This window comes from Thermococcus sp. JdF3 (assembly GCF_012027495.1).
In the GTDB taxonomy this organism is placed as follows: Archaea; Methanobacteriota_B; Thermococci; order Thermococcales; family Thermococcaceae; genus Thermococcus.
The window spans coordinates 118,522-142,856 of record NZ_SNUK01000006.1 but is presented as its reverse complement, the minus strand read 5'-3'; the positions used below and the strand labels follow the sequence as shown (position 1 = coordinate 142,856).

27 protein-coding genes, 1 tRNA gene and 3 pseudogenes are annotated in these 24,335 nt (G+C 57.0%); 16 read left to right on the top strand and 15 right to left on the bottom strand.

The genetic code is table 11. The features are described from left to right. Position 1: 1 nt before the first annotated feature. From E3E42_RS10480 to E3E42_RS10470, 3 genes are read left to right on the top strand one after another with little or no spacing between them, the layout of a single operon-like run. On the top strand, positions 2-265 hold the full coding sequence (locus E3E42_RS10480; RefSeq protein ID WP_058938724.1) for a TMEM165/GDT1 family protein: 264 nt from the start codon (positions 2-4) through the stop codon (positions 263-265). A 12-nt stretch (positions 266-277) separates the two neighbouring features. Beyond that, positions 278-1,480 carry an MFS transporter gene (locus E3E42_RS10475; protein WP_167904512.1) on the top strand — a complete coding sequence of 401 codons (1,203 nt, stop codon included), beginning with the start codon at positions 278-280 and terminating at the stop codon, positions 1,478-1,480. Beyond that, a complete protein-coding gene (locus E3E42_RS10470; protein WP_167904511.1) occupies positions 1,470-1,799 on the top strand; it encodes a hypothetical protein in 330 nt (109 codons plus the stop codon). The genes E3E42_RS10475 and E3E42_RS10470 overlap by 11 nt, the downstream gene beginning before the upstream one ends. A 275-nt stretch (positions 1,800-2,074) precedes the next feature. Here the strand turns inward: E3E42_RS10470 and E3E42_RS10465 are convergent. After that, positions 2,075-2,162: transfer RNA gene (locus tag E3E42_RS10465), tRNA-Leu, on the bottom strand. Between the two features lie 101 nt (positions 2,163-2,263). Between E3E42_RS10465 and E3E42_RS10460 the strand changes: the two genes are divergently transcribed. The 6 genes from E3E42_RS10460 to E3E42_RS10435 are packed head-to-tail and all read left to right on the top strand — an operon-like array spanning position 2,264 to position 5,609. After that, positions 2,264-2,644, top strand: a complete 381-nt coding sequence (locus E3E42_RS10460) for a DUF2178 domain-containing protein (protein WP_167904510.1) — start codon at positions 2,264-2,266, stop codon at positions 2,642-2,644. Beyond that, positions 2,645-3,013: a DUF2178 domain-containing protein gene (locus E3E42_RS10455; protein WP_167904509.1), complete on the top strand. Its 369-nt coding sequence runs from the start codon at positions 2,645-2,647 to the stop codon at positions 3,011-3,013. Next, entirely contained in the window at positions 3,014-3,223 is a 210-nt protein-coding gene (locus E3E42_RS10450; protein ID WP_167904508.1) for a helix-turn-helix transcriptional regulator, read from the top strand. After that, positions 3,213-3,581, top strand: a complete 369-nt coding sequence (locus tag E3E42_RS10445; RefSeq protein ID WP_088865125.1) for a hypothetical protein — start codon at positions 3,213-3,215, stop codon at positions 3,579-3,581. Before E3E42_RS10450 ends, E3E42_RS10445 begins: the two co-directional genes overlap by 11 nt. After that, positions 3,568-4,326 (top strand): ABC transporter ATP-binding protein, encoded by a 759-nt coding sequence (locus E3E42_RS10440; protein WP_167904507.1) that lies wholly within the window; start codon positions 3,568-3,570, stop codon positions 4,324-4,326. Before E3E42_RS10445 ends, E3E42_RS10440 begins: the two co-directional genes overlap by 14 nt. Then, positions 4,323-5,609, top strand: coding sequence for an ABC transporter permease (locus E3E42_RS10435; RefSeq protein ID WP_167904506.1), 1,287 nt, complete (start codon positions 4,323-4,325; stop codon positions 5,607-5,609). The genes E3E42_RS10440 and E3E42_RS10435 overlap by 4 nt, the downstream gene beginning before the upstream one ends. A gap of 11 nt (positions 5,610-5,620) precedes the next feature. Here the strand turns inward: E3E42_RS10435 and E3E42_RS10430 are convergent, their stop codons facing one another. Continuing rightward, a complete protein-coding gene (locus tag E3E42_RS10430; RefSeq protein ID WP_167904505.1) occupies positions 5,621-6,040 on the bottom strand; it encodes an RNA-binding domain-containing protein in 420 nt (139 codons plus the stop codon). Between the two features lie 71 nt (positions 6,041-6,111). Here E3E42_RS10430 and E3E42_RS10425 point away from each other — a divergent pair, with 71 nt between their 5' ends. Then, complete coding sequence (locus tag E3E42_RS10425; protein WP_167904504.1) at positions 6,112-6,921, top strand: ZIP family metal transporter; 810 nt, start codon at positions 6,112-6,114, stop codon at positions 6,919-6,921. On the opposite strand, the gene E3E42_RS10420 is transcribed toward E3E42_RS10425, so the two are convergent. The 4 genes and pseudogenes from E3E42_RS10420 to E3E42_RS12210 form a co-directional block, all read right to left on the bottom strand. Beyond that, the gene (locus E3E42_RS10420; RefSeq protein ID WP_167904589.1) at positions 6,907-7,464 is read right to left on the bottom strand and encodes a dephospho-CoA kinase; all 558 of its coding nucleotides are present in this window, start codon (positions 7,462-7,464) and stop codon (positions 6,907-6,909) included. The genes E3E42_RS10425 and E3E42_RS10420 overlap by 15 nt on opposite strands. Before the next feature lie 45 nt (positions 7,465-7,509). Beyond that, positions 7,510-8,697: pseudogene (locus E3E42_RS12220) on the bottom strand (helix-hairpin-helix domain-containing protein); the annotation flags it as partial. Between the two features lie 27 nt (positions 8,698-8,724). Then, positions 8,725-9,561, bottom strand: a pseudogene (locus tag E3E42_RS12215) (LAGLIDADG family homing endonuclease); the annotation flags it as partial. A gap of 324 nt (positions 9,562-9,885) precedes the next feature. After that, positions 9,886-10,899: pseudogene (locus E3E42_RS12210) on the bottom strand (DEAD/DEAH box helicase); the annotation flags it as partial. A 72-nt stretch (positions 10,900-10,971) separates the two neighbouring features. Between E3E42_RS12210 and E3E42_RS10410 the strand changes: the two are divergent. Then, entirely contained in the window at positions 10,972-11,559 is a 588-nt protein-coding gene (locus E3E42_RS10410; RefSeq protein WP_167904502.1) for a hypothetical protein, read from the top strand. Here E3E42_RS10410 and E3E42_RS10405 read toward each other — a convergent pair. From E3E42_RS10405 to E3E42_RS10385, 5 genes are all read right to left on the bottom strand, one after another. Next, on the bottom strand, positions 11,544-12,524 hold the full coding sequence (locus E3E42_RS10405; RefSeq protein WP_167904501.1) for an ABC transporter ATP-binding protein: 981 nt from the start codon (positions 12,522-12,524) through the stop codon (positions 11,544-11,546). The two genes, E3E42_RS10410 and E3E42_RS10405, sit on opposite strands and share 16 nt — an antisense overlap. Positions 12,525-12,533: 9 nt before the next feature. Then, on the bottom strand, positions 12,534-13,514 hold the full coding sequence (locus E3E42_RS10400) for an ABC transporter ATP-binding protein (RefSeq protein WP_167904500.1): 981 nt from the start codon (positions 13,512-13,514) through the stop codon (positions 12,534-12,536). Next, on the bottom strand, positions 13,507-14,685 hold the full coding sequence (locus tag E3E42_RS10395; RefSeq protein ID WP_167904499.1) for an ABC transporter permease: 1,179 nt from the start codon (positions 14,683-14,685) through the stop codon (positions 13,507-13,509). Before E3E42_RS10395 ends, E3E42_RS10400 begins: the two co-directional genes overlap by 8 nt. A 15-nt stretch (positions 14,686-14,700) precedes the next feature. Then, a complete protein-coding gene (locus E3E42_RS10390; protein WP_167904498.1) occupies positions 14,701-15,702 on the bottom strand; it encodes an ABC transporter permease in 1,002 nt (333 codons plus the stop codon). 79 nt (positions 15,703-15,781) lie between these two features. After that, the gene (locus E3E42_RS10385) at positions 15,782-17,971 is read right to left on the bottom strand and encodes an ABC transporter substrate-binding protein (RefSeq protein ID WP_167904497.1); all 2,190 of its coding nucleotides are present in this window, start codon (positions 17,969-17,971) and stop codon (positions 15,782-15,784) included. Positions 17,972-18,197: 226 nt separating this feature from the next. Here E3E42_RS10385 and E3E42_RS10380 point away from each other — a divergent pair, with 226 nt between their 5' ends. Further along, positions 18,198-18,443, top strand: a complete 246-nt coding sequence (locus E3E42_RS10380; RefSeq protein ID WP_014789277.1) for an Lrp/AsnC family transcriptional regulator — start codon at positions 18,198-18,200, stop codon at positions 18,441-18,443. Here the strand turns inward: E3E42_RS10380 and E3E42_RS10375 are convergent, their stop codons facing one another. After that, positions 18,444-18,791 (bottom strand): signal recognition particle protein Srp19, encoded by a 348-nt coding sequence (locus E3E42_RS10375; protein WP_167904496.1) that lies wholly within the window; start codon positions 18,789-18,791, stop codon positions 18,444-18,446. A gap of 48 nt (positions 18,792-18,839) precedes the next feature. Between E3E42_RS10375 and E3E42_RS10370 the strand changes: the two genes are divergently transcribed. Together E3E42_RS10370 and E3E42_RS10365 are read left to right on the top strand one after the other, a co-directional pair. Continuing rightward, a complete protein-coding gene (locus E3E42_RS10370; protein ID WP_370519653.1) occupies positions 18,840-19,487 on the top strand; it encodes a DUF257 family protein in 648 nt (215 codons plus the stop codon). Then, entirely contained in the window at positions 19,468-20,229 is a 762-nt protein-coding gene (locus E3E42_RS10365; protein WP_167904495.1) for a tRNA (adenine-N1)-methyltransferase, read from the top strand. The genes E3E42_RS10370 and E3E42_RS10365 overlap by 20 nt, the downstream gene beginning before the upstream one ends. Here the strand turns inward: E3E42_RS10365 and E3E42_RS10360 are convergent. Further along, positions 20,216-20,440: a hypothetical protein gene (locus E3E42_RS10360; protein WP_167904494.1), complete on the bottom strand. Its 225-nt coding sequence runs from the start codon at positions 20,438-20,440 to the stop codon at positions 20,216-20,218. The two genes, E3E42_RS10365 and E3E42_RS10360, sit on opposite strands and share 14 nt — an antisense overlap. A gap of 167 nt (positions 20,441-20,607) precedes the next feature. Here E3E42_RS10360 and E3E42_RS10355 point away from each other — a divergent pair, with 167 nt between their 5' ends. Together E3E42_RS10355 and gltA are read left to right on the top strand one after the other, a co-directional pair. Then, positions 20,608-21,477 carry a sulfide/dihydroorotate dehydrogenase-like FAD/NAD-binding protein gene (locus E3E42_RS10355; protein ID WP_167904493.1) on the top strand — a complete coding sequence of 290 codons (870 nt, stop codon included), beginning with the start codon at positions 20,608-20,610 and terminating at the stop codon, positions 21,475-21,477. Further along, positions 21,477-22,925, top strand: a complete 1,449-nt coding sequence (gene gltA / locus E3E42_RS10350) for an NADPH-dependent glutamate synthase (protein ID WP_167904492.1) — start codon at positions 21,477-21,479, stop codon at positions 22,923-22,925. The genes E3E42_RS10355 and gltA overlap by 1 nt, the downstream gene beginning before the upstream one ends. Positions 22,926-22,934: 9 nt before the next feature. Here the strand turns inward: gltA and E3E42_RS10345 are convergent, their stop codons facing one another. Together E3E42_RS10345 and E3E42_RS10340 are read right to left on the bottom strand one after the other, a co-directional pair. Further along, a complete protein-coding gene (locus tag E3E42_RS10345; RefSeq protein WP_370519652.1) occupies positions 22,935-24,038 on the bottom strand; it encodes an ATP-binding protein in 1,104 nt (367 codons plus the stop codon). Further along, positions 24,019-24,312 carry a hypothetical protein gene (locus E3E42_RS10340; RefSeq protein ID WP_167904491.1) on the bottom strand — a complete coding sequence of 98 codons (294 nt, stop codon included), beginning with the start codon at positions 24,310-24,312 and terminating at the stop codon, positions 24,019-24,021. The genes E3E42_RS10345 and E3E42_RS10340 overlap by 20 nt, the downstream gene beginning before the upstream one ends. Positions 24,313-24,335: the final 23 nt, after the last annotated feature.

Genomic DNA, 24,335 nt, shown 5'->3' with positions numbered 1-24,335 from the left:
GATGGACGGCATCCTCGCCATATTCTTTGCCATTTTCCTGGCGGAGCTGGGGGACAAGACCCAGCTCGCAACCATGGCCTTCGCGGCTAAATACGGGTGGAAGGTAGCGTTTGTGGGGGCCATTCTGGGCCTGGCCGCCGTGAACCTCATCGGTGCGGTTCTCGGCGACAAGCTCGGCGACTTCATTCCCCTCGAACTGGTCCACAAGTTCGCAGGGGCGCTCTTCATAGTATTTGGCATCCTGATGCTGTTTGGAAAGCTATAAGGAGGGAGACCCATGGAGAAAAAATGGATTACCGTGCTTCTAAACACGCTCGTCGTCGCGGCGGGCTTTGGAACCATGCACATGCTTGAAAAGTTCGCGGGGATTGTGATAGACCACTACGGTATAACCGAAGCGGCCATGGGCTACCAGCAGACCGCTTACGTCGTCGGTCTGTTCGTTGCGTTCCTCCTCGGTGGGACGAGCCTGTTCAAGGGCTCCTTCAAGAGGAGCGTTGCCCTTATAATCAGCTTTGCAGCGATACCGCAGCTGCTGATTCCGTTCATGCCGAGCTGGGGTGGAGTTGTGGCGCTCCGCTTCTTCCAGGGTTTCATAGTCGCGCTCATAGCCGTCTTCAGCAACCAGATTGGAAGGCTCTTCGTCGCCGAGAGGCCCTTTGCCAAGGGCATAATCCTCTCGGGCATATTCTGGGGTGGAATCTACGGCATAAACCTCGCCAAATGGGCATCCCACAACTACTCCGATTGGGGGGCCGTCAAGGTTGCGTTCCTTGTTTCGGCCGTTGTAATGTACGCTGTGCTTGCCCTCTGGTGGCTCTTCATTGAGGACTTCGAGATTCCAAAGGAGAAGCACTCCTCTGGCTCAAACGTCTGGAAGATGCCCTTCACTTGGGTCTTCGGCTTCACCTTCTTCCCGGCACTCTGGATAATCTTTACCCTCGGCTCATTCACGCTCCACAACGTCAAATTCAGCGATGCCCAGGTTGCGAACCTTGTTATGACGCTCGAGGTCTCAATGGCACTCTGGTCCATAATAATGGGCTACCTCGGCTACCGCCTCTCAGTCAAGAACACCAGCAACAGAGGTCTCTTCAAGGCCATAGTAAGCGTCATGACGCTCTCCTACGTGGTGACCTTTGCGGGAATCTTCATCGTCTGGAAGGCAATCTCGGCGAACGACTACACACTGGCACTCCTGGGAATCGCGATTACCGGAATAGTCCAGGGAACTGGACCTGCCTTCTGGACGACGGCACCGGCAACGTACCCGAAGAAAATCTATCCGGAGGCCAGCTTCGCCCTCGGCCTCATCTCCAACTCCGCCAACGCAGTGGCCCCCAACGTAATGTTCGTCCTCGTCCACGGCGTGACTACGGGAATGGTGATATACCTCAGCATGGCAATCCTCGGAGTCCTTCTGCTCCTTGCCTCGGCAAGGATGAAACTCCCCGTGGAGGAGCTCGGCGATGCGGCCTAAGCCCCTCGTCGTTTCTTTCTTTACACTCCTCGCGGTTTTCTTCTACGGCATAGCCGCAATGAGTTTCGGGGAGAGGTACACGTTTTTTGGCTACATCCTCGTTGGGAGCGTGCACCTGCTCTTCGCCTACGGGATTTGGGTGGGACACGAGACAATCGTGGACCTCTCGGCGTACATAGCCCTCCTGGACCTGCTCTTTGGACTCCTCTGGGTGATGGTGGGACTGTCCCTTCCGGCGGCAACGCTGACCCTACTCTCTGCGCTGGTCCTCTTCGTCCTGATGGATGAAGACGTAAGAATCGAGCTCAAACTGCCGTGAGCAAGCTTTGCTTGCGCAAGGCCTGACCAAAGAGTTCCTTTTCGGGTGAAGTGGCTGGAGAGTGAAGCGTGCACTCCGAGATTTGTCCATAAGAGGGTTTGACATAAAACCTGCCTTTTGGACTGTTTCAACTTTATTCTGGCGTCCTTCGGACGCCTTGAGGGGAGTGAAACACTGTAAAACCGCCAACTGAAGAGTAAACCACTCGGAAAACAAGCACTTTTAGAATTGCACGCCATTTTTCCGTCAACGCTTTGCGAAGCAAAGGGTTGTTGTGGTGCGGGGGACGGGATTTGAACCCGCGAACCCCTGCGGGACGGGACCCTAAATCCCGCGCCTTTGGCCAGGCTCGGCAACCCCCGCGCGGATTGAACTTCTCCCCGGCGCTTTAAAAACTTTGAGGGGAAAGGCTTATAAGGATGTAAAGGAAGCTTTACGTAAAGGAAACTTTACATGGTGGGAGCATGGAGAGATGGAGACTCACTGGCTACGCAATCCCCGCAACAACGGCTTTTTTACTGGTCGTTGCCCTGCGGATGGGAAACGTTGCACTGGCCTTTGGCGTCCTGGCGGCGGCAATCGCGGTTTCGTTCCTCTACGCCGAGTGGCTCAAAAAACGCGGAGAGGTTATAAGCGACGAGAGAACGCTCCGCATCGAGGAGATGGCCTCAAGGAGAACCCTCCAGGTGCTGGTGCTGGCCCTGGCGTTTTTGGTTGTTGTGCTGTCCATACTGTCCGAGAAGAATTCAAGCCTGAGGAGCGCCTACTACCTCGCCACAGGCCTGATGGTTCTGGTCTCAGTTCTTAAGCTGGGCCTCAAGCATCACTACACGAGGGTGATGTAAGTGAACTTAAAGTACGAAGGCCTGCGCGCAGGTTTAATAGCCGGGATAATTATCGGCCTTGCATACTCCACCAAATCTGGAAGGGCATCCCTAGCGGTGGGAATATTCCTCCTGGGCGTTCTGCTGGCATACGCTCTGAACTGGTACTACAACTCAAGGGTGGAGAAGGTAGAGGACGAGAGAACCGAGCTGATAGGTGCCAAAAGCACGAGAAACGCGTTCACCGTGATGAGTATCCTCCTCTTTGCCGAGTACCTCTGGGAGTACTCCAAAGGGAACACCGAAATTGCCATGAAGCTCCTGATTCCACTCGCGCTAGGTGCAATTGTCCTCCTAATATCACAGTACCGCTACGAAAGGGTGATGTGAGTGAAGAACCGCCTGCGCGAGCTCAGGGAGGAGCTGGGCATAACCCAGGAGGAGCTGGCGAAAGCCCTCGGAGTGACGAGGCAGACGATAATAGCCATCGAGAAGGGTCGCTACGACCCGTCGCTGAGGCTGGCATTCAAAATAGCCCGCTTTTTCGGCGTTAAAATCGAGGATGTGTTCATATACGGGGGTGATGGGGATGAAGGCTAGAACGGTCGCTGGGGGGCTGGCCTATCTCCTCGGAATAGGGCTCTCCCTGGTCAGACCACCCATCGAAAGGCTGGCCTGCGTGGAGGTGCCGAGCGGCAGGGTCTGCACTGGGGTCAACACTCCCCTGCTCCTTATCGAGCTCGGGCTGGTTGTGGTTGGGGCGCTGCTCCTGGGGCTCGACCACGGCTTTAAAAACGATCACGAATTAAACGGCTGGCTTGGAGTCGCCATCGGGCTTGGAACTGCATTCATCGGGGGATACTCGGGAATCTGGGTGGTTTTTCTCTTTGGAGTTGCGCTCGCCACCCTTGGACTGCTCGTTTACAAGGTGGGGAGGGTCAAACATGACCATGGTTGAAGTTTTGAATCTGGAGAAGGACTACGGAAAGGTGAAGGCCCTCAGGGGAATAAGCTTCTCCATCAGCGAGGGCGAAATATTCGGTCTGATAGGGCCAAACGGTGCAGGGAAGAGCACGACTCTCAAGATACTCTCGACGCTTCTCAAGCCGACGGGCGGGAGCGCGAAGATAGACGGACACGACGTCGTGAAGGAGGCCGACAGGGTCAGGGAAATCATCAGCTACCTGCCCGAGGAGGCTGGAGCCTATAAAAACCTCACCGGCTACGAGTACCTCCAGTTCATGGCGCGGCTCTACTCCAGGGATGATGAGAGGGCAGGGAAGATGCTCGAGCTGGGGGTTGAGCTCAGCGGGCTTGGGGAAAGGCTACACGACAAGGTGTCGACGTACTCCAAGGGAATGACGAGGAAGCTCCTCATAGCGAGGGCGCTCATGGTGAAGCCGAAGCTGGCCATATTGGACGAGCCGGCGAGCGGGCTGGACATAGTTAACGCGTACGAAATACGGCAGACGATAAGGCGCTTTGCAAGGACCGAAGGGGTCACCTTCCTGCTCTCAAGCCACAACATGCTCGAGGTAGAATTTCTCTGCGACAGGGTGGCGATGATAGCAGGGGGGAGGATAGTTGAACTGGGAACCCCCAAGGAGCTGAAGGACAGGTACGGCGCCGAGAACCTGGAGGAGGTCTTCATGACCGCGGTGGGGGCAGAAGCGAACGAGCCGATCGGAGGTGAGGGGGCATGAGCGACTTCTGGGTGATGGCCAAGAAGGAGCTCAAGAACCTCTTCAGGGACAGAAAGCTGCTCTTCGGTCTCATAATAGTCCCCCTGATAATCTACCCCATGATGGGAAAGTTCATACAGGTGGGAATGGAGCAGGCAACCGGGACGACGCACGTGACGATAGTGAACTTTGACGAGGGACGTTACGGAGATGCCCTAGTGGATGCGCTTAAGACGGCCCCCAACACCAGCGTAACCCTTGTAAACGCCACGACGCTCGAAGGAGCGCTTCAATGGGCGGTGGAGAATAAACAGAACGTTCTGGTGGTTATCCCCCGGGACTTCTCCGCCAAGCTGACGGCGAACGAAACTGCCACGGTCGAGATATACGGCATCTTTCTGAGCGTGGGGACGGGAATGAAAGAGAGCGTCAGTGAGGGCAGGATAAGCGCCGTCATAGGGATACTGAGCGAGGAGATAGCGCGCCTTAAGGTGACCGCACTGGGTGCCGAAAATCCGGACGCGGTTCTGCATCCGATAACCGTGGAGAGCAGGTCTTACATAAACGACAGGGTGGTCGATGTTCCACCGGGGGTTGTCTCGGGAGTAATAGCGTCCCAGGCATTCACGATACCCCTGATAATCTTCCTCATGGTCATGATAACCTCGCAGATGGCGGCGGGAGCCATAGCGAGTGAAAAGGAAAACAAAACGCTGGAAACGCTGCTGACACTTCCGGTTCCCAGAACCCATATAGTCGGGGCCAAGATATTCGGAACCGCCATGATGGGCCTGGTCGCGGCGGTGGCGTACATGATAGGAATGCGGCAGTACATGGGCTCCTTCATGGGGGGAGACCTGGGGGTCAGTCTCGGGGACCTCGGCCTCGTGGTAACGCCGACGGGCGCGGCGATGTTCGCCCTTGTGGTGTTCCTGACGATAATAATCTCCCTCAGCCTGGCAATGATAGTGGCAACCTTCGCCGAAGACGTCCAGAGCGCAACGACGCTGGTCAGCGCGGTAATCCTGCCCCTGGCGTTTCCGGCGTTCATACTTATGTACACCGACATCGGGGACCTTCCAGTGGTCTTTCAGTACGTCCTTAAAGCGATACCCTTCACCCACCCGATACTCGACTACAGGTACGTGCTGGTGGAGAACTACCGGGCGATAGCGGTAAGCATCGCCTACCTCGCGGCCATAGCGGTGGTTATCCTCTATGCCACGGCAAGGCTGTTCTCCTCCGAGAGAATCCTGACCGCACAGATAAGCTGGGGCAGGAGGAAGAAAAAAACGGCCGAATGAGCTTTCCTTTTTTACTCTATCGGTACCCCGTCCCTGGTTCTCGGAGCGAGCCACTTCATGAGCTTTCCGGGGTTCCTGGTTCTGATGATTATCGTTATCGGGCCGAGAGGGCTTTCCTCGTTGAAGTTGACGACGCCGGCGTAGGCCGCCTGCTTGTTGACCCTGATGATTATCTCCTCGCCGAAGTAGCCCTCCTCAAGGAAACTCCTGGCGGTGTCCAGTATGGCCTGTCCGCGGAAGAGCTCGTAGAGCCTGCTAAGGGCCTTTCTGCTCCTCGTCTTTCCGGTGAGGATGACGCAGTCACCCCTATCGAAGGCCTCGAACTCCAAATCGGGGACGAGGTTCAGCATGGCCCTCTTGACCTTCTCGATGTCCTCCGTCGGATAAACGTAGGCCTCGACCTCAACCTCTTCGAAAAGTTCCTCAGTCATTCTCCCACCCAGAAGAAGCTCGCGGGAAGGCTTATAAACCCAACCGCCCAAATAGTTAGGGTGGCCTAATAGTGTTAGAGAACTTCGTGGCCGGTCTCGCGGAGTGGATACTGAGCATCTCGAACGGCGAGATAATGTGGGTTGCCTTCTACGCCGGGCTTTTCGTCGCGCTGATGACTTCTCTCGGAGCCATGGTGGCGATATTCGCCAAAAACCTCCCCGAGGGAGGCGTTGACTTCGCGCTCAGCTTCGCCGCCGGCGTGATGATAGTGGCGGCCTTCACGAGCCTCATCCTGCCGGCGATAGAGAGCACCGGCTCCTTTGCACCCGCCGGAGTTGGAATAGCCCTCGGGGTGCTGCTCATCTACGCCATAGACCGCGTTCTCCCCCACGAGCACCTCGTCAAGGGCTACGAGGGTCCGAAGTCCATGAAGAACAGGCTGAGAAAGGTCTGGCTCCTCGTCATAGCCGTGATAATCCACAACCTGCCCGAGGGAATGGCCGTCGGAACCTCTCTGGTCTACAACCTGGAGGTGGGCCTCGTCACCACCATAGCCATCGGAATCCAGGACTTCCCGGAGGGCACGGTCGTATCCCTTCCCCTTGCGACGATACAGAGGAAGCGCCTGCAGCCGATAGCGATGGGTGTGCTGAGCGGCTTCGCTGAGATGGCGATGGTTCTCCTCGGCGCGTACTTCTTCACCATCTTCTCCTGGCTCCTGCCCTACGGCCTCGGTCTGGCGGGAGGGGCGATGCTCTACGTGACGGTCAAGGAGATGATACCGGAGATATACAGGGAAGAAAAGAGCGACACGCTGATAACCCTGGGATTCTTCATGGGCTTCTACGTGATGCTTTTCCTCGACTCAATGCTCGGCTAGAATCCCCTCAACGAGCTCCCGCACCCTCTTCTCGTACTCTTCCCTGTCACAGTCGTTCACTATCATGTGGTCTGCCATCGCGATGACGTTGCCTATGCCGAACTTCAGCTCCTTCCAGTCGCGCTCCTCGAAGTCCTCCCACGTCCTCGGGTCATCGTGTCTGCCCCTGGCCTTAAGCCTCTCAAAGCGGGTGTGTGGCGGCGTGTGAACGGCGAGTATTAGTATCTCCTCCTCAGGGAAGGCGCTCCTGAAGGTGCCGACCTCGTCGAGGGAGCGGACACCGTCTATGACGACGACCCTGCTGTCCTTTAGGAGGCGCCTCACCTTCTCCACCGTCAGCTTCGCAACGGCGTTCTGCCCAAGCTCCTGCCTCAGCCTTATGCTCACCTTGGCAACGTTCTCCTTGGTCAGCTCCAGACCGCGCTTTACCGTCTCCTCCCTCACGACGTCTCCCATAGAAACGCTCGGAAAGCCCCTCCTCTCGAATTCTTTAACGATCTTACTCTTTCCCGAACCAGGCATTCCGGTCACGATGATTATCATAGTGCCCACGCCCGAGTAAAATAGGGGGATTTAAAAAGATTGACCCTACTTCAGGAAAGCATCGAGGGTTCCCTTCCGCGCTTTTTCCGCCTTTTTGGAGTCCTTTTTAGCACCCTTCGGCATCTCCACGCCAAAGTGCCGGAACAAACCTTCAACCACCTTCATTCCTATGCCCTCAACCTCCAAGAGGTCCCTCACCTTGGCGCGCATTATATCCTCCTGTGTTCTGAAGCCGGCGTTGTAGAGCGCCCTCGCCCTCTTCCTTCCGATGTTGGGGAGCCTGACCAGCTCGAGGAGCTCCTCGCGAACACCGTGGCGCAGGCGGAGGTGCAGGTCTCTCAGATAGTTCAGCACGTTTTCCTCCGGCTCTTCGAGCCGGTACAGCTCGATTAGGGAGTACATGAGCCAGTCCGCAAGTTCGAGGATGCGGTAGAGGTCCCCGGGGTCTATGCTGTAGGTCTCGTATATCCTCGTCTCCGGAACCTCGTTTATCCAGTCGAGGAGAACCTTTGCCGTTTTTATCTGGCTCAAAAAGCCCTGGAAACGCGAGTCCTCGTAGTAGGGGATGTTCGTGTAAAGCTTATCCTCCATCTCATAGGCCAGGTCGAGGTAGTCCTCCATCTCCCGTCTCCGGGCGTTCAGCGTGGCCATGTCCGGCGTCGAGGCCATCAGCTGGAAGATACCGAAGGGGTTGGGGTTCTTCTCAAGCTTCGGGAAGGCGTCCTTGAATTTCTTCGCCGTGAGGGGATCTATGTAAAGCTGGGAGGTGCGTTTTCCAAAGGGCAGGGGCATGAAGCGGTCGTTCATGTCCATGTCGATGAAGCCGTTTTCGATGAGGAAGTAAACGACGTTCTTGGCCTTGTACTCAAGAGAGGCTATATCCCCCCGCTGGTGGGCGTAGAAAGTCCTCTCAAGGAAAGAAACCAGCTCGCGGAAGTTACCTATCCCAAAGTTGGTCACGAGCGCCAGAATCTGGCTCCTGAAGGCCTGCTCGTTGGCGAGCATCGAGAAGAGCTTTTCAGGCTTCCCGTGGACGTACCGCTCCAGGAGCTTTCGGGGGTCTTCGGTTCTGGCAACTATTATGGCCTCCCCCACTTTATCGTACTTGGGCCTTCCAGCGCGCCCCATCATCTGCTGTATCTCAAGGACCGGGATGTCCGTCCAGCCGAAGCCGGCGTAGCGCTTGGTGTCGCGGATTATGACGCGGAAGGCGGGCAGGTTTATTCCAGCCGAGTTGTGGACGATGAATCCAACACTGTAGCTCTCGTTATCTTCGACTTCAAGATTGTAGACCTCTCCCTCGTAGTCCTCCTCCCCAATCGAACGGACCTTGAGGAGCAGGTAGCCGTTCCATACTTTGTTGATGTTGTAGGTGCGGTCCCCTTTTGGTGGACTATCAAATCCAAGCTCCTTCAGAAGGTCGTAGTAGCTCTTTCCGCTGACTCTCACGATGTAAATGGGCTTCCTCGTCTTTCCGATGCCTCCCTTCCTAATGGTAACGTCAACCGATGAAACATAGCCCAGAGAAGCCAGAAGGAGCTGAATCTGGTAGGCCAGCGAGGGGGAGGTCGTCGTGTAGCTGATGTAGTTCGCCCTGGATTCGGGGTCCCGCCTTACGTAACCATCGCCTTCTATCAACCCCCTGAGGAGGCCCAGCCTAACCTCGCGGTTCTCGTTGAAGAGCAGTTCCAGCGGGATGGTTTTTCCGTGGGCCCTGTGTCCCACGTTTTCCCTGAGCCAGCAGGCGAAACGCTTGTTGCAGAACCTCACTGTCCGGCGGTTCCTTTCGAGGTCTCTGACCACCACGTTCGCTCCGGGGAAGTATTTGGGTATCGTGTCCAGCAAAAACTTCGTTATCCCATCCTCATGAGAGCCTATATCAAACTTTATAACCCCTGTTTTTGTCGTTGAACCTTCCGCAATCCAGAGGCCAATCAAACGGGCTGTTTCGAAGTTAATCGGGAGAAACTCCGGGGTTCTGACAACTGAGGGATGAAGTTTGTCGGTTTTTCCATGCTGGTTGACGACGTAGACCTCTTTCCTCAGCGGGATTTTGGTGGCTTTGATTGAGAGTTTTGGAACCGGCTGGAGCAGCATGTAGGAGACCTTTGGATCCCTCTCGGATTCAAGCCTTTCCTTAAGCTCCTGCGCGGTCATCCATTCGGGCCCTTTGAACTCCCACCATATAACCTGCCTTCCGTCCGAGTAATGGGACTTGTGCCGTACCTGCTTTATGACCCACACCATATGCTCGGGGGTTATCCTGACCGGAACCGTTCCGTAAGCATTTATAACGAGTAGTTTTCCACGGTGCTCTCTCTTCAGGGGCTGTATCACCCTCTTAAACTCCCCCGTGTGAGTTAGAACCTCGTCCCCCTCCTTCAGCTCCGAGACCTTTTTAACGCCGTTTTTCGTGATTACCGGCGTTTCTGGGTGCATGCACAGCGTTGGCGTCGCAGTTATAACCTTAACCAACCCCTCCCTGAATGCGTCCTCTATCATGGTCCTCTCAGCCCTGCTCAGGCCCGCGTGATGGAAGGCAACGCCGCCCCGCAGCGCCCTCTTGAGCTTCTCCGTCGTAGGGTTGTCCTCGATAGAGGAAACCAGCTCGTCCAGCCGCCTGGTCTCCGGCTTCGTGAGGAGGCGGGCTATCCTGGAGGACAGCGAGAGGGCCTCCTTTTCGGCCGAGCGGCGAGTGTTGACGAACACCAGCGCCTGTTTGCCCCTCTTGACGGCGTCAATCGCCAGGCTTTCCCAGTTCTCGGGGTAGCGGTCTATTTTGCCGTCCTCCCAGAAGAGCTGCCCGATGTGGAATACCCCTTTCCTGAGCTGAACCGGGCGCCAGTCGCTCATAACCAGCGCGGCATCGAGCCACTCGGCAAGCTCCTCGGCGTTTCCAACGGTGGCACTCAGGGCCAGAATCTGGGCCTTTCCAAGCATGTGGCTGAGTATCATCTCGAGCGTGGCCCCCCTGTCGTAGGAGCCTATGAGGTGGACCTCGTCCGCCACGACAAGTTTGACGTCCTCAATCCAGTTGGAGCCGTGCCTCAGGAGGGAGTCGAACTTCTCGGCGGTGGCGATTATTACATCGTAGCGCCCGAGCCACTCGTCGGTGGAGTCGTAGTCACCGGTCGTTGCGGCCACGCGGAGACCCAGGACCTCCCATTCCTTGAACTCGCGGTACTTCTCCTCTGCCAGAGCCTTCAGGGGGACGAGATAGACTGCCTTGCCCCCCTCCCGAAGAAGCTTGTTGACCATGACTATCTCGCTCACAAGGGTCTTTCCGCTCGCCGTGGGAATGGCGAGTACAAGGTTTTTTCCCTCCAGGACGCCGCTCATCAGGGCCTCCGCCTGCGGCGGGTACAGTTCCTCTATTCCCCTCTCACGGATTATCCTCTTTATCCTCTCGTCCACCGGAAGCTCATCAACCCTCATAGCCCTCAGCTCCGGGACTATTCCTCCGGCGGTTTTATATGCTTATCCCACGTACTCAACCGGGGGAGATGCATGAGGCTGAGGGTTCCCTACGTGCTCTTCGAGACGAGAACCGGGATGTACGGCGTGGACGCGTACTTTTCGCTGAGGGTGGAGAAACCCGAGAGGCGTGCAACGCTGATAAGAAAGGCCGAAAACCTCCAGCGGCTCGAGGCCAGACCTCGAGGGGCCCTGCTGGAAGAGGACTCCCTGAGGAACTACCTGACTTCCCTCTTCGTGACCCTCTACGACCTCAGCGGCGAGAGGTTCAACGAGAGAACCAGACACATGAGGCGCTGGAACATCTGGAGAATCATCGGCATACCGACCGGCCACCAGCGCCACGTGGACAGGGACGAGGAGCTGGCCAGGAGAAACCGGGAAGCCCTGCTGGCCCTGGCGATACTGAGGAAGGTTCTTGGGGCAAAAACCCCGGTCGAACTGGAAGGGGTCACGATAAGACCGCTGGGCTATGCAGTCCTCGAGTTTGAGGTGAACGGTGGGGAAGTCAGCGACCCCGTTTACAGGGAGCTGTTCAGAATAGACTCCAACGCGGGAATGGCGCTCCCATGGTTGAGAACCAAAAAGAAAGGGGAACAGAAAAATCACGCCTTCCCGTAGAGCCAGCAGGCGACGTAGTGGCCACTCTCGACCTCGATGAGAGGGGGTTCCTTCTTGTCGCAGAGCCCCGCCTTGGCGAATGGGCACCTCGGGTGGAAACGGCAGCCTGCAGGTGGATTTATTGGACTGGGCGGCTCCCCTTCAACCTTCATACGCTTAGCCTTTAGCTCCCTCGACAGCTCCGGGTCGGGAACCGGTATGGCGGACAGCAGGAACTTGGTGTACGGGTGTAACGGGTTCTCGAATATCTCCTCTGCCGGGCCGACCTCCACGAGCTTCCCGAGGTACATAACGCCCATCCTGTGGCTCATGTACTTGACGACACCGAGGTCGTGGCTGATGAACAGGTAGGTGAAGCCGAACTGTCTCTGGAGGTCTTTCATCGTGTTGAGTATGTTGGCCTGAACCGAAACGTCGAGGGCGGAGGTGGGCTCATCGAGGACTATGAACTCCGGTTTTAGAGCCAGCAGTCTGGCGAGGGCTATCCTCTGCCTCTGGCCGCCGGAAAACTCGTGGGGATAGCGGTAGAGGTGCATCTCGTTGAGGCCGACGCTCTCCAGCAGCTTTATCACGAAGTCCTCTGGGTCGTCAACCTCTATCCCGTGGAACTTAACCGGTTCCATGATTATTTCAAAGACGGTCTGCCTGGGGTTGAGTGAGGAGTAGGGGTCCTGGAACATGATCTGGGCCTTCCTGCGGAACCACTTCATCTCCTCGCCCTTGAGCTTCGTGACGTCCTTGCCCTGGAAGATGATTTGACCGCTGGTGGGTTCTATGAGGCGGAGGATGGTCCTTCCGGTGGTTGTTTTTCCACAGCCGCTCTCTCCGACGAGACCGAAGGTTTCACCGCGGCTTATTGTGAAACTGACGTCATCAACCGCCTTGACGTAGCCTTCAGTCCTGAAAAGGCCCCTGATGGGGAAATACTTCTTGAGGTTCTTAACTTCGATTATCGGCTCGCTCATGGTATCACCTCAGTAAAGGTGGCACGCCACGAAGTGACCGGGCTCCATCTCCTTCAGCTCGGGGACCCTATCCTTGCAGACGCCCATGACCCTCGGGCACCTCGGGTGGAAGCGACACCCTCCGGGCGGCTCTATCAGGTTGGGAACCGTTCCAGGGATGGTCTCGAGCCGCTCTATCTTGGCCAGCGGGTTGGGAACTGCCCTCAGGAGACCCTGCGTGTACGGGTGGAGCGGGTTCTTGAATATCTGGTCAACGGAGCCTATCTCGACTATTTTGCCCGCGTACATAACCGCAACGCGGTCGGCCATCTCAGCGACCACTCCCATGTTGTGGGTGATGAGTATCACGGTGGTGTTGTACTCGCGCTTGAGCTTGTTCATCAGCTCCAGTATCTGGGCCTGAACTGTAACGTCGAGGGCGGTCGTTGGCTCGTCGGCGATGAGTATCTTGGGGTTGTTGGCGACGCCCGTTCCGATAACGACGCGCTGTTTCATTCCTCCGCTCATCTCGTGGGGGTAGTTCTTTACCCTGTTCTCCGGGTCGGGGATGAGAACACGGCGGAGAATATCGACGGCCTTCTTAAAGCCCTCTTTCCAGTCCTTGACTGTGTTGTGAACCACCATTCCCTCGGCTATCTGATACCCCACCGTGTAGAGCGGGTCGAGGGAGGCGTGGGGATCCTGGAAGATGTAGGCTATCTCTTTGCCGCGGATATCGCGTATCTCCTCCTGGGACAGCTTCAGAAGATCCACCGTTGAACCGTCCTCCCTGTGGTAAATCACGCTGCCCTCCACGATCTTTCCGGGGCTCTCGATGAGCTGGGTGAGGGCGCGCGAGGTGACGCTCTTTCCACAGCCGGTTTCACCGACGAGCGCGAAGGTCTCGCCCCTGTAGACGTCGAAGGAAACCCTTTCGATGGCCTTGACTATTCCAGCGTAGGTGTAAAAGTGGACGGTCAGGTCGCGAACCTCAAGGATCGGCTCAGGCATTGCTCTCACCCTCCTTCTTGGCCTTCTTAACCTTGAACTCTATGCTCCTCCTCGTCTTCGGGTCGAGGATGTCCCTCATCGTGTCACCGAGGAGGTTCCATCCGAGGGCCACGAGCATGATCATGAAGCCCGAGAACGTAACGAGCCACCACTTCTCCGGGAAGTACTGGGAGCCGTCGTAGACTATCCTACCCCAGTCGGCTATTGGCGGCGTTGCACCAAGGCCCAGGAAGCTCAGGCCGGCCTCCATGAGGATGACGCCTCCAAAGTCGAGGGTTATGTAAACCAGTATCGGGCCGATGATGTTGGGCAGGATGTGCCTGAACATTATCGTTCTGGAGCTGAGTCCTATGGCGCGGGCGGCTTCAACGTAGAGGCTCTCCCTCTCGGTGAGAGTCGAACCGCGTGTTATCCTGGCGTAGGCAGGCCACCAGACTATGATCATGGCGAGTATGACGGCGAGGAGCTTTCCGAGATTGCCGGCGTCCTGAGGTTCAAGCGCGAAGAGCCACAGCACGAAGCTCTGGACGGACTCATGGGTGGAGATGAAGTTCTGAAGCCTCTGCGGGAGCACGGCGGAGAAGGCCATGGCGAGGATGAGCGCCGGGAAGGCCAGGAACACGTCGGTGATGCGCATGACGAGCTCGTCAACCTTGCCGCCGTAGTAGCCCGCTATGAGGCCAAGGATGATGCCCAGGGGCACACCGAGGACTATGACGACTATCGATATCACCAGGGAGACCCTGGCTCCGTAGAGGATGAGGCTGACGAGGTCCCTACCGAAGTTGTCCGCACCGAGCGTGTAGTGGATGTTAGTGGTGTACTGGATGATGTTGTCCCCCCTAAGCTCGGTAACGTTCAGGAAGTACGTCGAGCCGGGCGGGGCGAGGTAGGTGCTCATGTTGTAGTTGGTCGGGAAGAACCTGTAGTTCCACGTGGCGAGGCTGGGCCCGAATATACCCAGGAGGACGAACATAAGCACGAGCGCCAGTCCTATTAGGCCCGGAGGCGAGCGGTTGAGGGCGTAGAGCATGAGCTTCCATTCTTCCATCTTGGAGCGGTTTTTCTTCTTCCAGTCCTTTTTGAAGAGGCTTATGAAGCTTCCAAATCCCTCGACGAGCTTGTCGGAGAGCTTGTCCAGAACGTTTGATTTGTACTCTTCCCTGCCCATTTTATCACCCCAGCGTCAGTACCTCACCCTCGGGTCTATCAGGGCGTAGAGTATGTCCACGACCAGGTTTGTTATGAGGAATATCAGGGCGAAGATCATGGTTATGGCCACGACCGCGGGGAAGTCGAGGTTCCTGATCGAGTCGATGACGTAGGAACCCATTCCCGGGAGGCCGAACACCGTCTCGGTGATCGGAGTTCCGCCGAGGAGGCCCCCGAACTGAAGGCCGAGGACGGTGACTATCGGAACCATGGCGTTCTTGAGGGCGTGGCGGTAGATTCCCCTCTTCGGGACTCCCTTGGCCTTGAGGAATCCAACGTAGTCGCTGCCTATGGCCTCGAGGAAGCTGTTCCTGACGAACCTGGCGAGAACGCCGGCACCCATGAATCCCAGCGTGAACCCGGGGAGCCAGAGCCTGTGGAGGTGCTGGCTGAAGGTTGAGAAGTCTCCGGTGATGAGGGCGTCTATCATCGGGATGTGGGTTATCTGGTGCTCGGGCGGGGCCGGGAAGCCGGCGAGCGTTATCCAGTGAACCTCGACGAAGAACACGTATATGAGAAGGTAGCCCAGCCAGAAGACCGGCATTGAAACGCCGGTGAGGGCGAAGAACCTGATAACGGTGTCTACCCACGTGTTCCTCTTAAGGGCCGAGATTATACCCAGGGGAATACCTATTATCAGGATGAAGAAGAACGCCACCAACGCCAGCTCAAACGTCACGGGGAAACGATCCCGTATATCGTCAAGGACGTAGTTGGACGTCCTCGGATCGATTATGCTGTTCCGCGCAAGTCCGCTCACAAGGAACCAGTACTGGTCGTACCAGGGCTCGTCGAGGTGGTACTCCTTCTTTATCTGCTCCATGTACGCCTGGCTCGCCTTCTCACCGCCGGCCCATGCCCTGGCGACGTCCGCCGGGATGACGTAGGCGATCAGAAAGACTATGAGGGTAACTCCAATGAGGGTGGGGATAAACGTGAGGAGCCTTCTTATTAGGAACTTCTTCAGGTTCGCCAATCCTATTCCCCCCTGTGCCGTTGACTTTATCCTTTAGATCTCCGCCAAAACCACGAACAGAAAAAAAGAAAGATCAGAATTAGCTAACGCTTACCTCGACACTCGTGAACTCGGTGGCGCCGTAGAGGAACGGGCCAACCCAGTTGTCGGAGTCGAGGTAGTCCGGGACCCAGCCGACGATGTAAACGTCGTACTCGCCGTGCTCGGTCTTGTCGAGGTAGGTTGGCCAGTTGTAGCTGTTGATGGTAACCTGGAAGCCGAGCTGGCTCCAGACGTTCTGCAGGAGGGTCATTATCTTCTCACGGGCGCTGTTGCCCTCGTTGTAGATGAGCTCGATCTTGTACTTGGTCGGGTCAACGCCCGCCTGGTTGAGGAGCTGCTTGGCCTTGGCGAGGTTGTAGTTGTACTTGGTTATTCCCTCCTCGGTGTAGCCCGGCCACGGCTTCGGTATCGGACCGTAGTTCCTGGCGAGGAGTCCCTGGTAAACGACCTGGGAGATCTGGTCGTACGGAACGGCGTAGGCCATGGCCTCCCTGACGAGCGGGTCGTTGAAGGGCTCCTTCTGGGTGTTGAAGACGAGGAAGGTCAGTATCGGCTGGAGGATGTCGGTCTTAACGACGGACTTGAAGCCCTGGAGCTCGAGGCCCTTAACCGTGTCCATCTTCTCGGGCGGTATGGCAACGACATCGGCGGTGCCGGTCTTGAACAGGTTGATCCTGGCCATGGCGTCGCTGTTGATGACGTAGATGACCCTCTTGTGGCCTGGGTTGGCGGTGGCGTTCCAGTAGTGCGGGTTGTACTCGAGGACTATGTAGGCGTCCTTCTGGTAGTCGGCGATGTAGAACGGTCCGGTTCCGACGGGCTTGTTGTGCATGAGCTGGTGGGTCGGATCGCCCTTGCCCTCGCTCAGGTAGCTCCACCAGGCGCTCGGGTTGTGGCCGTTGTCGCTCGCCTGGAGGGCCTCCTGGTACTTGTCGCCGAGGAGGTACTCCATCGGGACGACGCTGAGGAACGGGTCGGCGAGTATTCCGAGGACGGGAGCGTACGGGGCCGGGAGAACGAGCTTGAAGACTCCAGCGGTGTCGCCGCTGTAACCGAAGAACTGCTTGAGCTCGTCGAGGCTCTTGACCTCGGTGCTCTTGCCGTTGAACTCAGCGACGAGCGGGTGCTCCTTGAGGTACTGGTCGAACTCGTCCTCGGTGATGGCGGCGGAGTTGTTAACGTCCATGAAACTGCTAACCATCCAGCTGACGCTGTGTCCGAGCCTTGCAACGCGGAGGAAGGTGAAGGCAACGTCGGTGGCGTCGATCGGGTAGGTCTTGTCGTCCCACGGGTCGTAGGCCTGGACACCGCCGCGGATGAGGAAGTACCACTCGGTACCGTCCTCGTTGTGGGCCCAGGCAACGGCGAGGTCCGGGCTGACCTCTTCGGTTTCCTCCTTCCAGTAGGTGACGAGGGTGTCTCCGACCTCGTGCCAGATCTCCCATCCGAAGGTCTCGTAGGTCATGGCCGGGTCAAAGCTCTCCGGCCAGCCAATGGTGGCTATGGTGTAGGTCTCGGGGTCGTTCTTGTAGTCCTTGATACCGATCTTGACGGAGGGAGCATTGGAGTCCTCGGTGAGGAGGTCATACCGCTCCGCAAGGGTCGGGTGGTAGTATCTGCCCTTGACCCAGTCCCAGTAAACGCGGAGCTGCTTGTTCTGACCGAGGATAACCTCCGGGGCGAGCTTGTTTCCGAGCATGTAAACAGCCTTAAATAACTCGGTCCTTATGGTTGGGTCGGTCTGGCGCCTGGCGGCCACAACGAGGGCATCGACGTGCTCATCACGGAAGAAGGCAGGATCGATGGCACCGAATCCCTGACCCTTCTCCATGAGGGTCTTGACGTCCGGGGTGTTGGCGGTGTCAACCTCGTACTCGACCTTTATGACCCTCCTGTCGCTCGGGATGTCAACGGTCGGGCTGGCGCCCTTCGGGCCGACGACCACGACGCTCTTGTCGGTAACGACAACGTAGACGTCACCCATCTCCAGTATCCCGGGCTTTACCTCCGCGGGGGCCTGCGTCTGGGTGGCCGACTGGCTTGATGTCGCGGTGGTGCCGCCTGAAGTCGTCTCAGAAGACGTGGTCTGGGTACCCGTCGGACTTCCAGTGGTGCTCTGCGGAATGGTGGTTGTCTCCCCAGTATTTCCACCTATACAGCCGCTGGCTGCAACAGAAAAAACCACCAAAAAAACCACTAACAGGGCTATTGAACCTTTGGCCTTCATTAATATCCACCCCTGTACATTAAGGGCATGTTCTATAGGATTGATGAGGTAATAAATCTTTCGATACCACTTTTAGTGCCGTGTAAGCCCCTTAAGCGCACTACTGGTTACTTATAGGCAGCGTTCTCAATATGCAACTCCCCAAAGATATCCGAAAAAACTACGAAAAGCTTAAATGAGTTGGAGGGCTAGATAGAGACGTAAAGCCTTTCCGCGGTGATGAAAAATGGTTAGGTCGTACGTTTTACTGACCGTTGAGATTGGGAAAGTCGAGAGCGTCATAGAGGCGCTCAAGCAGATTCCGGGCGTTACCAAGGCCGACGCCGTCACCGGCCCCTACGATGCTATAGTCCACATCGAGGCGAAGGACCTCGGCGAGCTCACCAGGAAGATACTCCACGACATACACAACATTGACGGCGTTATCGATACCACCACTGCCATAGTCGTAGAAATGGAAGAAGAGGAGTGATCACCTCTTTTTCTTCCCGGATTTGCGTTTCTTCTTGCCCCGGGGCTTAACCTGGGTCTTTCTGATTTCCCTGATTTTCTGCCCAAGCATCCGCAGGGATTTGCCCTTAGGGTGCCTGCTCTCGATTCGGAGCATTCCCCTGAGCCTGTACTCATCGTCGAGACCTGCCAGCCGGGGGTTGAGTTTCTCCTCATCGAGCTCGATCACCCTCATCCCGAGGGCCAGCGCGGCATCGGCTATCTCCTGAACCTTCGGTCCGTCGATGGCAAGTTCCCTGCTCACAGCCCTTCCGTAGCGCCTGCTGAGCCTTGCGTCGAGCTCGCTGGGCCACACCACGAACTTTCTCATCCTCCCACCTGACAAGATTTAAAAGAAGTGCCATTAAAAACCCTTTTGGTGAGTCGTGTGGACATCCCCATCTTCGAGAAGTACATCTTCGGCAAGGCCAACCGGGGAGACGTTATTCTGCTCGAGTACGCCCCCACGTATCCGGTGGAAGAGTTCTCGTGGGGCGTCCTTTTGCCGGCACTCGTTGAGAGGGACGGGGTCGTCGTGGCAGATTTCTTTGGCATCGGGGGTATTCTCTTCAGAAACTACACCCGAAAGGTCTCCGGAAAGGAGTACTCGGGAGTAATAGAACTCATTAAGAAAATAAAGGTCGTGAAGATAGGCCCCGGCTCCACCAGCTACGGCGACGTTATAGGGGAGGTGGTTCCGGCCTACGATTCACACACGTTCCTGAAGAACTACTACGCCATCGTCAGCAGGATAAGCCATTCCCCCACAAAGCCGGAGTACTTCATCACCTTCGGGCTCGGCCACTACATACACTTCGGTGGGGACGAGGCGATAAAGGCCATACTAACCGGCATCAGCACGATACCCCTGGAGGACTGGGTGGGGATACACTTTATAAACGCGGGCGTTCTGAGAAGTGAACACCTGGCGATGCTCGAGGAAATCGCCTCGATGGTGTTCCACATATCACGGGACGGCCTGAAAGTAAAAAAGGAAGGTGGAGCGATTGATCAGGGAAGGGGATAAGGTTCTGCTCATCGATAGGAGGGGCAAGCGCTACCTGGTGACGGTATCGGAGAGGGAGTTCCACACCGATCTGGGAATACTCAAGCTCGGCGAGCTCATCGGAAAGGAGTACGGCGAGACGATAGTCAGCCACCGAAACGAGGAGTTCAGGGTCCTCAAACCGGACATAAACGACATAATAGCCAAGATGAAGCGCGGACCGCAGATAGTCCACCCCAAGGACGCCGGGATAATACTCGCCTACGCGGGGATCTCGCCCGGCGACACGGTGATAGAGGCGGGCGTCGGGAGCGGCGCGCTCACGATATTCCTCGCCAACGCCGTCGGGCCAAACGGAAGGGTTATCAGCTACGAACGCCGCGAGGACTTCGCCAGGATAGCCCAGAAGAACATCGAGCTGGCTGGATTCTCGGACAGGGTAACCATAAAGCTCAAGAACATCTACGAGGGCATAGATGAAGAGTACGCCGACCACATAGTCCTCGACCTGCCCCAGCCAGAGAATGTCCTCCCTCACGCCGTTGAGGTTCTCAGACCCGGCGGCTACTTCGTGGCGTACACCCCGTGCATGAACCAGGTCCACAGATTCTTCCAGGCGTTTCAGGAGTACAGGGAGCACTTCTACAAACCGAGGGTCGTCGAGGTCCTCGTCAGGGAGCAGGAGGTAAAGAAGGAGTGCATGCGGCCGAAGACGACCATGCTGGCCCATACGGGATACATAACATTCATCAGGAAGCTGTGAGCTCTCCCTTTTCTCCAATCCCGCCGGTCTCTTCTGCGGTCTCGTCGAAAGTCATGTAGGCGAGTCCTCCAAAGAGCACGAGCCCCACGATACCCTGAACCACGGGGTTCCCTGGGAGCACCCTCAGGGCCGGAACGCTGCCGTAGATCACCGGCCAGAAGAGGGCGACCGCCGCCAGCAGTGTTGATGCATAATAAACGAGACGCTTCATAGCGTTACCCCCCAACAGCCCTTTTTGCGAACGTTTTTTAATCTTTTCCCAGCACGCTCGAGGATTCTTCCGCTCAGCAAACCTTTGGTTAACAACATCTTTATAAACACCACAGGTTGCAAACCTTTAGATGACCAAGTTTGAACCTGTGTACGGAGGTGTTCATTGTGTCATACAAGATACTTGAAAAGAAAGAGATCGCCATGAGGAACATATGGTACAGGATACACGCACCCCACGTGGCCAAAAAGGTTCAGCCCGGCCAGTTCGTCATCGTCAGGGCGTTCAAAAACGGGGAGAGGATCCCGCTCACACCAGTCATGTGGGACAGAGACGAGGGCTGGATAGTGCTCATAACGTTCATCAGGGGAAGGACCACCATGAGGATGGCCAGCGAGCTGAAGGAAGGCGACGAGCTCCTCAACGTCGCCGGCCCGCTCGGAAACCCGGCCGAGATGGAGAAGTTCGGGAAGGTACTGGCCATCGGTGCCTACACAGGAATAGTCGAGGTTTACCCCATAGCCAGGGCCTGGCAGGAGCTCGGAAACGACGTTACGACGCTCCACGTCACCTTCGAGCCGATGGTCGTCCTCAAGGACGAGCTGGAGGAAGCCGTCGGCAGGCACGTACTCGAAACCGTCCCGATCGACCCGAACCTCGACTTCCCCACCAACATGAAGAACGTCACCAAGAGGCTGACCGAGAAGGTCAGGGAACTCCTGGAGAAGGAGGAGTACGACATGGTCTTCATGGTCGGCCCCGCCGGGGACCAGAGGGCCGTTTTCAACGTAGTCAAAGAGTTCGGCATCCCCATGAAGTCCGACCTCCACCCGATAATGGTGGATGGGACAGGAATGTGCGGCGCCTGCCGCGTCACCGTCGGTGGCGAGGTTAAGTTCGCCTGCATAGACGGGCCGGAGTTCGACGCGTACCAGGTGAACTGGGACGAGCTCATAGCGAGGAGCGGCTACTACACGGATATGGAGCAGAGGGCCATGCAGGAGTACATGAAGGCCCTCCAGGGGGGTGAGCAGTAATGGCGGTTAAGAGGAAGATCATCAAGGAGCGCGTTCCGACGCCGGAGATGCCGGCGGAGGAGCGTATTAAGAGCTTCGCGGAGGTTAACCTCGGTTACACCTTCGAGCTTGCCGTTAAGGAGGCCGAGCGCTGCCTCCAGTGCCCCTACAACTACGCGCCCTGTATAAAGGGCTGTCCCGTCCACATCGACATTCCAGGCTTCATAAGCAAGCTCGTCCAGTACCGCGACGACCCGGACAAAGCCGTCAAGGAGGCCCTCAACGTCATATGGGCCTGCAACTCCCTTCCCGCCACCACCGGAAGGGTCTGCCCGCAGGAGGACCAGTGTGAGATGAACTGTGTCATGGGCAGGGTCGGCGACAAGATAAACATCGGAAAGCTCGAGAGGTTTGTGGCCGACTACGCCCGCGAGAAGGGCATAGACGAGGAGCTTCTCTTCGAAATAATCCCGAAGATCGAGAAGAAGGGCCAGAGTGTGGCCATCATAGGAGCCGGACCGGCAGGACTCACCGCCGCCGGCGAGCTCGCCAAGCTCGGCTACGACGTTACCATCTACGAGGCCCTTCACGAGGCGGGCGGAGTGCTCATGTACGGCATCCCCGAGTTCAGGCTGCCCAAGAGCATCGTCGAGAGCGAGATTGACAAGCTCAGGAAGCTCGGCGTCAAGATACTCACGGACCACATCGTCGGCAAGACGGTGACTATTGAAGAACTCCTCCAGGAGTACGACGCCGTCTTCATAGGCTCCGGGGCTGGAACCCCGAGGCTCATCAACGCGCCCGGCATAAACCTCAACGGAATCTACACCGCCAACGAGTTCCTGACGCGCGTGAACCTCATGAAGGCATACCTGTTCCCGGAGTACGACACCCCCGTCAAGGTCGGCAAGAAGGTCGTCGTCATAGGTGCCGGAAACACCGCAATGGACGCCGCGAGGAGCGCGAGGCGCTTCGGTGCCGAGGTCACCATAGCCTACCGCCGCGGCCCGGAGGACGTCTCCGCCAGGGTTGAGGAGGTCCACCACGCCAAGGAGGAGGGCATAAAGTTCGAGTTCTACATCAACCCGGTCGAGTTCATCGGCGATGAGAACGGTAAGATCAAGGCGGTTAAGTTCGAGAAGATGAAGGCCCTCGACGAGAGGGACAGCAGGGGCAAGAGGAAGATAGTCGGAACCGGGGAATATGTGACTCTCGAAGCCGACACCGTCATCATAGCCATCGGAAAGCACCCCAACAGGCTCATCGTCAACACGCCCGGCCTGAAGGTCGAGCGCGGTAAGATAGTTGTGGACGAGAACCTGATGACGAGCATTCCGGGAGTCTTCGCCGGTGGAGACGCGATAAGGGGAGAGGCGACCGTTATCCTCGCCATGGGAGACGGAAGGATGGCCGCAAAGGCCATCCACGAGTACCTCACGAAGAAGAGGGAAGAAAAGGAAAACGCCTGACCCTTTCATTCATTTTTCCTTGAAGCACTCCTCGAGTATCGGGTCGGGAATGCTATAGCGGACGTTTCTTCCCTCGCGCTTCTTCTCAAGGAACGAGGAGTCAACAAGGGCCTTGAGAAGCCTTGCCAGCACGCTGTCGGCTACGCTCCTGCCTTCCTTCATCTCAAGGTGTTCCTTTATCTCCTCCCACGTTCTCCTGCCGCTGGCAACGGCCCTCATTATCTCGACGTACCGTTTTCTAGCGGCGGGTCTCTTCGAAAGGAAGTTCTCGAACTCCTCCATGGCGAGGGCCCTTGCCTCCTCGAAAACATCATCTACGAGGTTCTCGGTGAGCCCCTTTTCCATTGCCTTCCTACCAAAGAGAACGAGCCACCCCACTATGCCGTCGAGCCTCTCCACGGCAAGGTCTATGAGCTCTCCGGGGGGATTCAAACCGACCTGTTCAAAGCCTATCCTGAGGAACTCCCTGCTCTGCTCCGGTGAGAACCTGTGAAGGGAAATCTCATGGAAGTACCTGCCGTAAAGGGGGGCCCTCGGGTCGTCGAGGCCCAGGTAATCGTGGAGCAGGCCCACCTCTGAACCCGTCATAACCATTCTGAGGTCGGAGTAATCGTAGAGGTGGGCCACGATGCCCGCGAATTCACTCCCCACCGGCCCCCGGAGGTACTGAACCTCATCGAAGGCCAGGACGACGTCGTATTTTTCCAGTTCCCGGAAGAGCGCTATGAGGTCGGTTCTCTCGTCCTTCCAGGAGAAGCTCACCCCGAAGCTCAGAACCCTGAGGCCCGTTATGTTCTTGAGGTCTCTCCTGAGCTCCTCCCAGAGGTCGCGGTTTTCGCGAAGGAAGGCATTGACCGAGCTCTCTATCCTCCGGTAAACGTCCATTCGGGAGTTCGGGTTTACCCCCCTGAAATCCACGAGAACGTACGGAACCGCGAGCTCGTTCAGGCCCACCACGAGAAGGGACGTTTTCCCAAGCCTCCTTATGCCGGTTATTACGGTGAGGGGGTTTCCGGACCTGATTGAGCGCTCGAACTCCGCAAGCTCCTCTTCCCTGTCGTACAGGTCCTCCCGCCTTCTCTTCGGCCGGGTGTCAAAGTACACAACTACCACCCCAGTAGTTAACTACCGGGGCAGAAGTTATAAGGGTTTCGTGAAGTTTATCAGGTGAGGGTGGAGGACAGTACGGCGATGACGAGCCTAACGGTAGCTGACCCGTGATGAGGGGCATACTGGCCGAGCCGTGCCTCAGGAGTGAGTCGAACTTCTCGGAGGTGGCGATGATTATGTCGTACCTTCCGAGCCACTCATCGGTCGAGTCGTAGTCGCCCGTCGTTGCGGCCACGCGAATACCAAGAACCTCCCATGCCTTGAACTCCCGGTACAAAACCCTCGTGTCGTCAACTTTAT

Coding starts and splice junctions, on each gene's coding strand:
- E3E42_RS10445 (WP_088865125.1), top strand. CDS start 3,213: ATGAAGGCTAGAACGGTCGCTGGGGGGCTGGCCTATCTCCTCGGAATA.
- E3E42_RS10435 (WP_167904506.1), top strand. CDS start 4,323: ATGAGCGACTTCTGGGTGATGGCCAAGAAGGAGCTCAAGAACCTCTTC.
- E3E42_RS10480 (WP_058938724.1), top strand. CDS start 2: ATGGACGGCATCCTCGCCATATTCTTTGCCATTTTCCTGGCGGAGCTG.
- E3E42_RS10360 (WP_167904494.1), bottom strand. CDS start 20,440: ATGAAGCGTCTCGTTTATTATGCATCAACACTGCTGGCGGCGGTCGCC.
- E3E42_RS10395 (WP_167904499.1), bottom strand. CDS start 14,685: ATGGGCAGGGAAGAGTACAAATCAAACGTTCTGGACAAGCTCTCCGAC.
- E3E42_RS10385 (WP_167904497.1), bottom strand. CDS start 17,971: ATGAAGGCCAAAGGTTCAATAGCCCTGTTAGTGGTTTTTTTGGTGGTT.
- gltA (WP_167904492.1), top strand. CDS start 21,477: ATGGCGGTTAAGAGGAAGATCATCAAGGAGCGCGTTCCGACGCCGGAG.
- E3E42_RS10380 (WP_014789277.1), top strand. CDS start 18,198: ATGGTTAGGTCGTACGTTTTACTGACCGTTGAGATTGGGAAAGTCGAG.
- E3E42_RS10420 (WP_167904589.1), bottom strand. CDS start 7,464: ATGATAATCATCGTGACCGGAATGCCTGGTTCGGGAAAGAGTAAGATC.
- E3E42_RS10430 (WP_167904505.1), bottom strand. CDS start 6,040: ATGACTGAGGAACTTTTCGAAGAGGTTGAGGTCGAGGCCTACGTTTAT.
- E3E42_RS10405 (WP_167904501.1), bottom strand. CDS start 12,524: ATGAGCGAGCCGATAATCGAAGTTAAGAACCTCAAGAAGTATTTCCCC.
- E3E42_RS10470 (WP_167904511.1), top strand. CDS start 1,470: ATGCGGCCTAAGCCCCTCGTCGTTTCTTTCTTTACACTCCTCGCGGTT.
- E3E42_RS10400 (WP_167904500.1), bottom strand. CDS start 13,514: ATGCCTGAGCCGATCCTTGAGGTTCGCGACCTGACCGTCCACTTTTAC.
- E3E42_RS10375 (WP_167904496.1), bottom strand. CDS start 18,791: ATGAGAAAGTTCGTGGTGTGGCCCAGCGAGCTCGACGCAAGGCTCAGC.
- E3E42_RS10460 (WP_167904510.1), top strand. CDS start 2,264: ATGGAGAGATGGAGACTCACTGGCTACGCAATCCCCGCAACAACGGCT.
- E3E42_RS10475 (WP_167904512.1), top strand. CDS start 278: ATGGAGAAAAAATGGATTACCGTGCTTCTAAACACGCTCGTCGTCGCG.
- E3E42_RS10440 (WP_167904507.1), top strand. CDS start 3,568: ATGACCATGGTTGAAGTTTTGAATCTGGAGAAGGACTACGGAAAGGTG.
- E3E42_RS10410 (WP_167904502.1), top strand. CDS start 10,972: ATGAGGCTGAGGGTTCCCTACGTGCTCTTCGAGACGAGAACCGGGATG.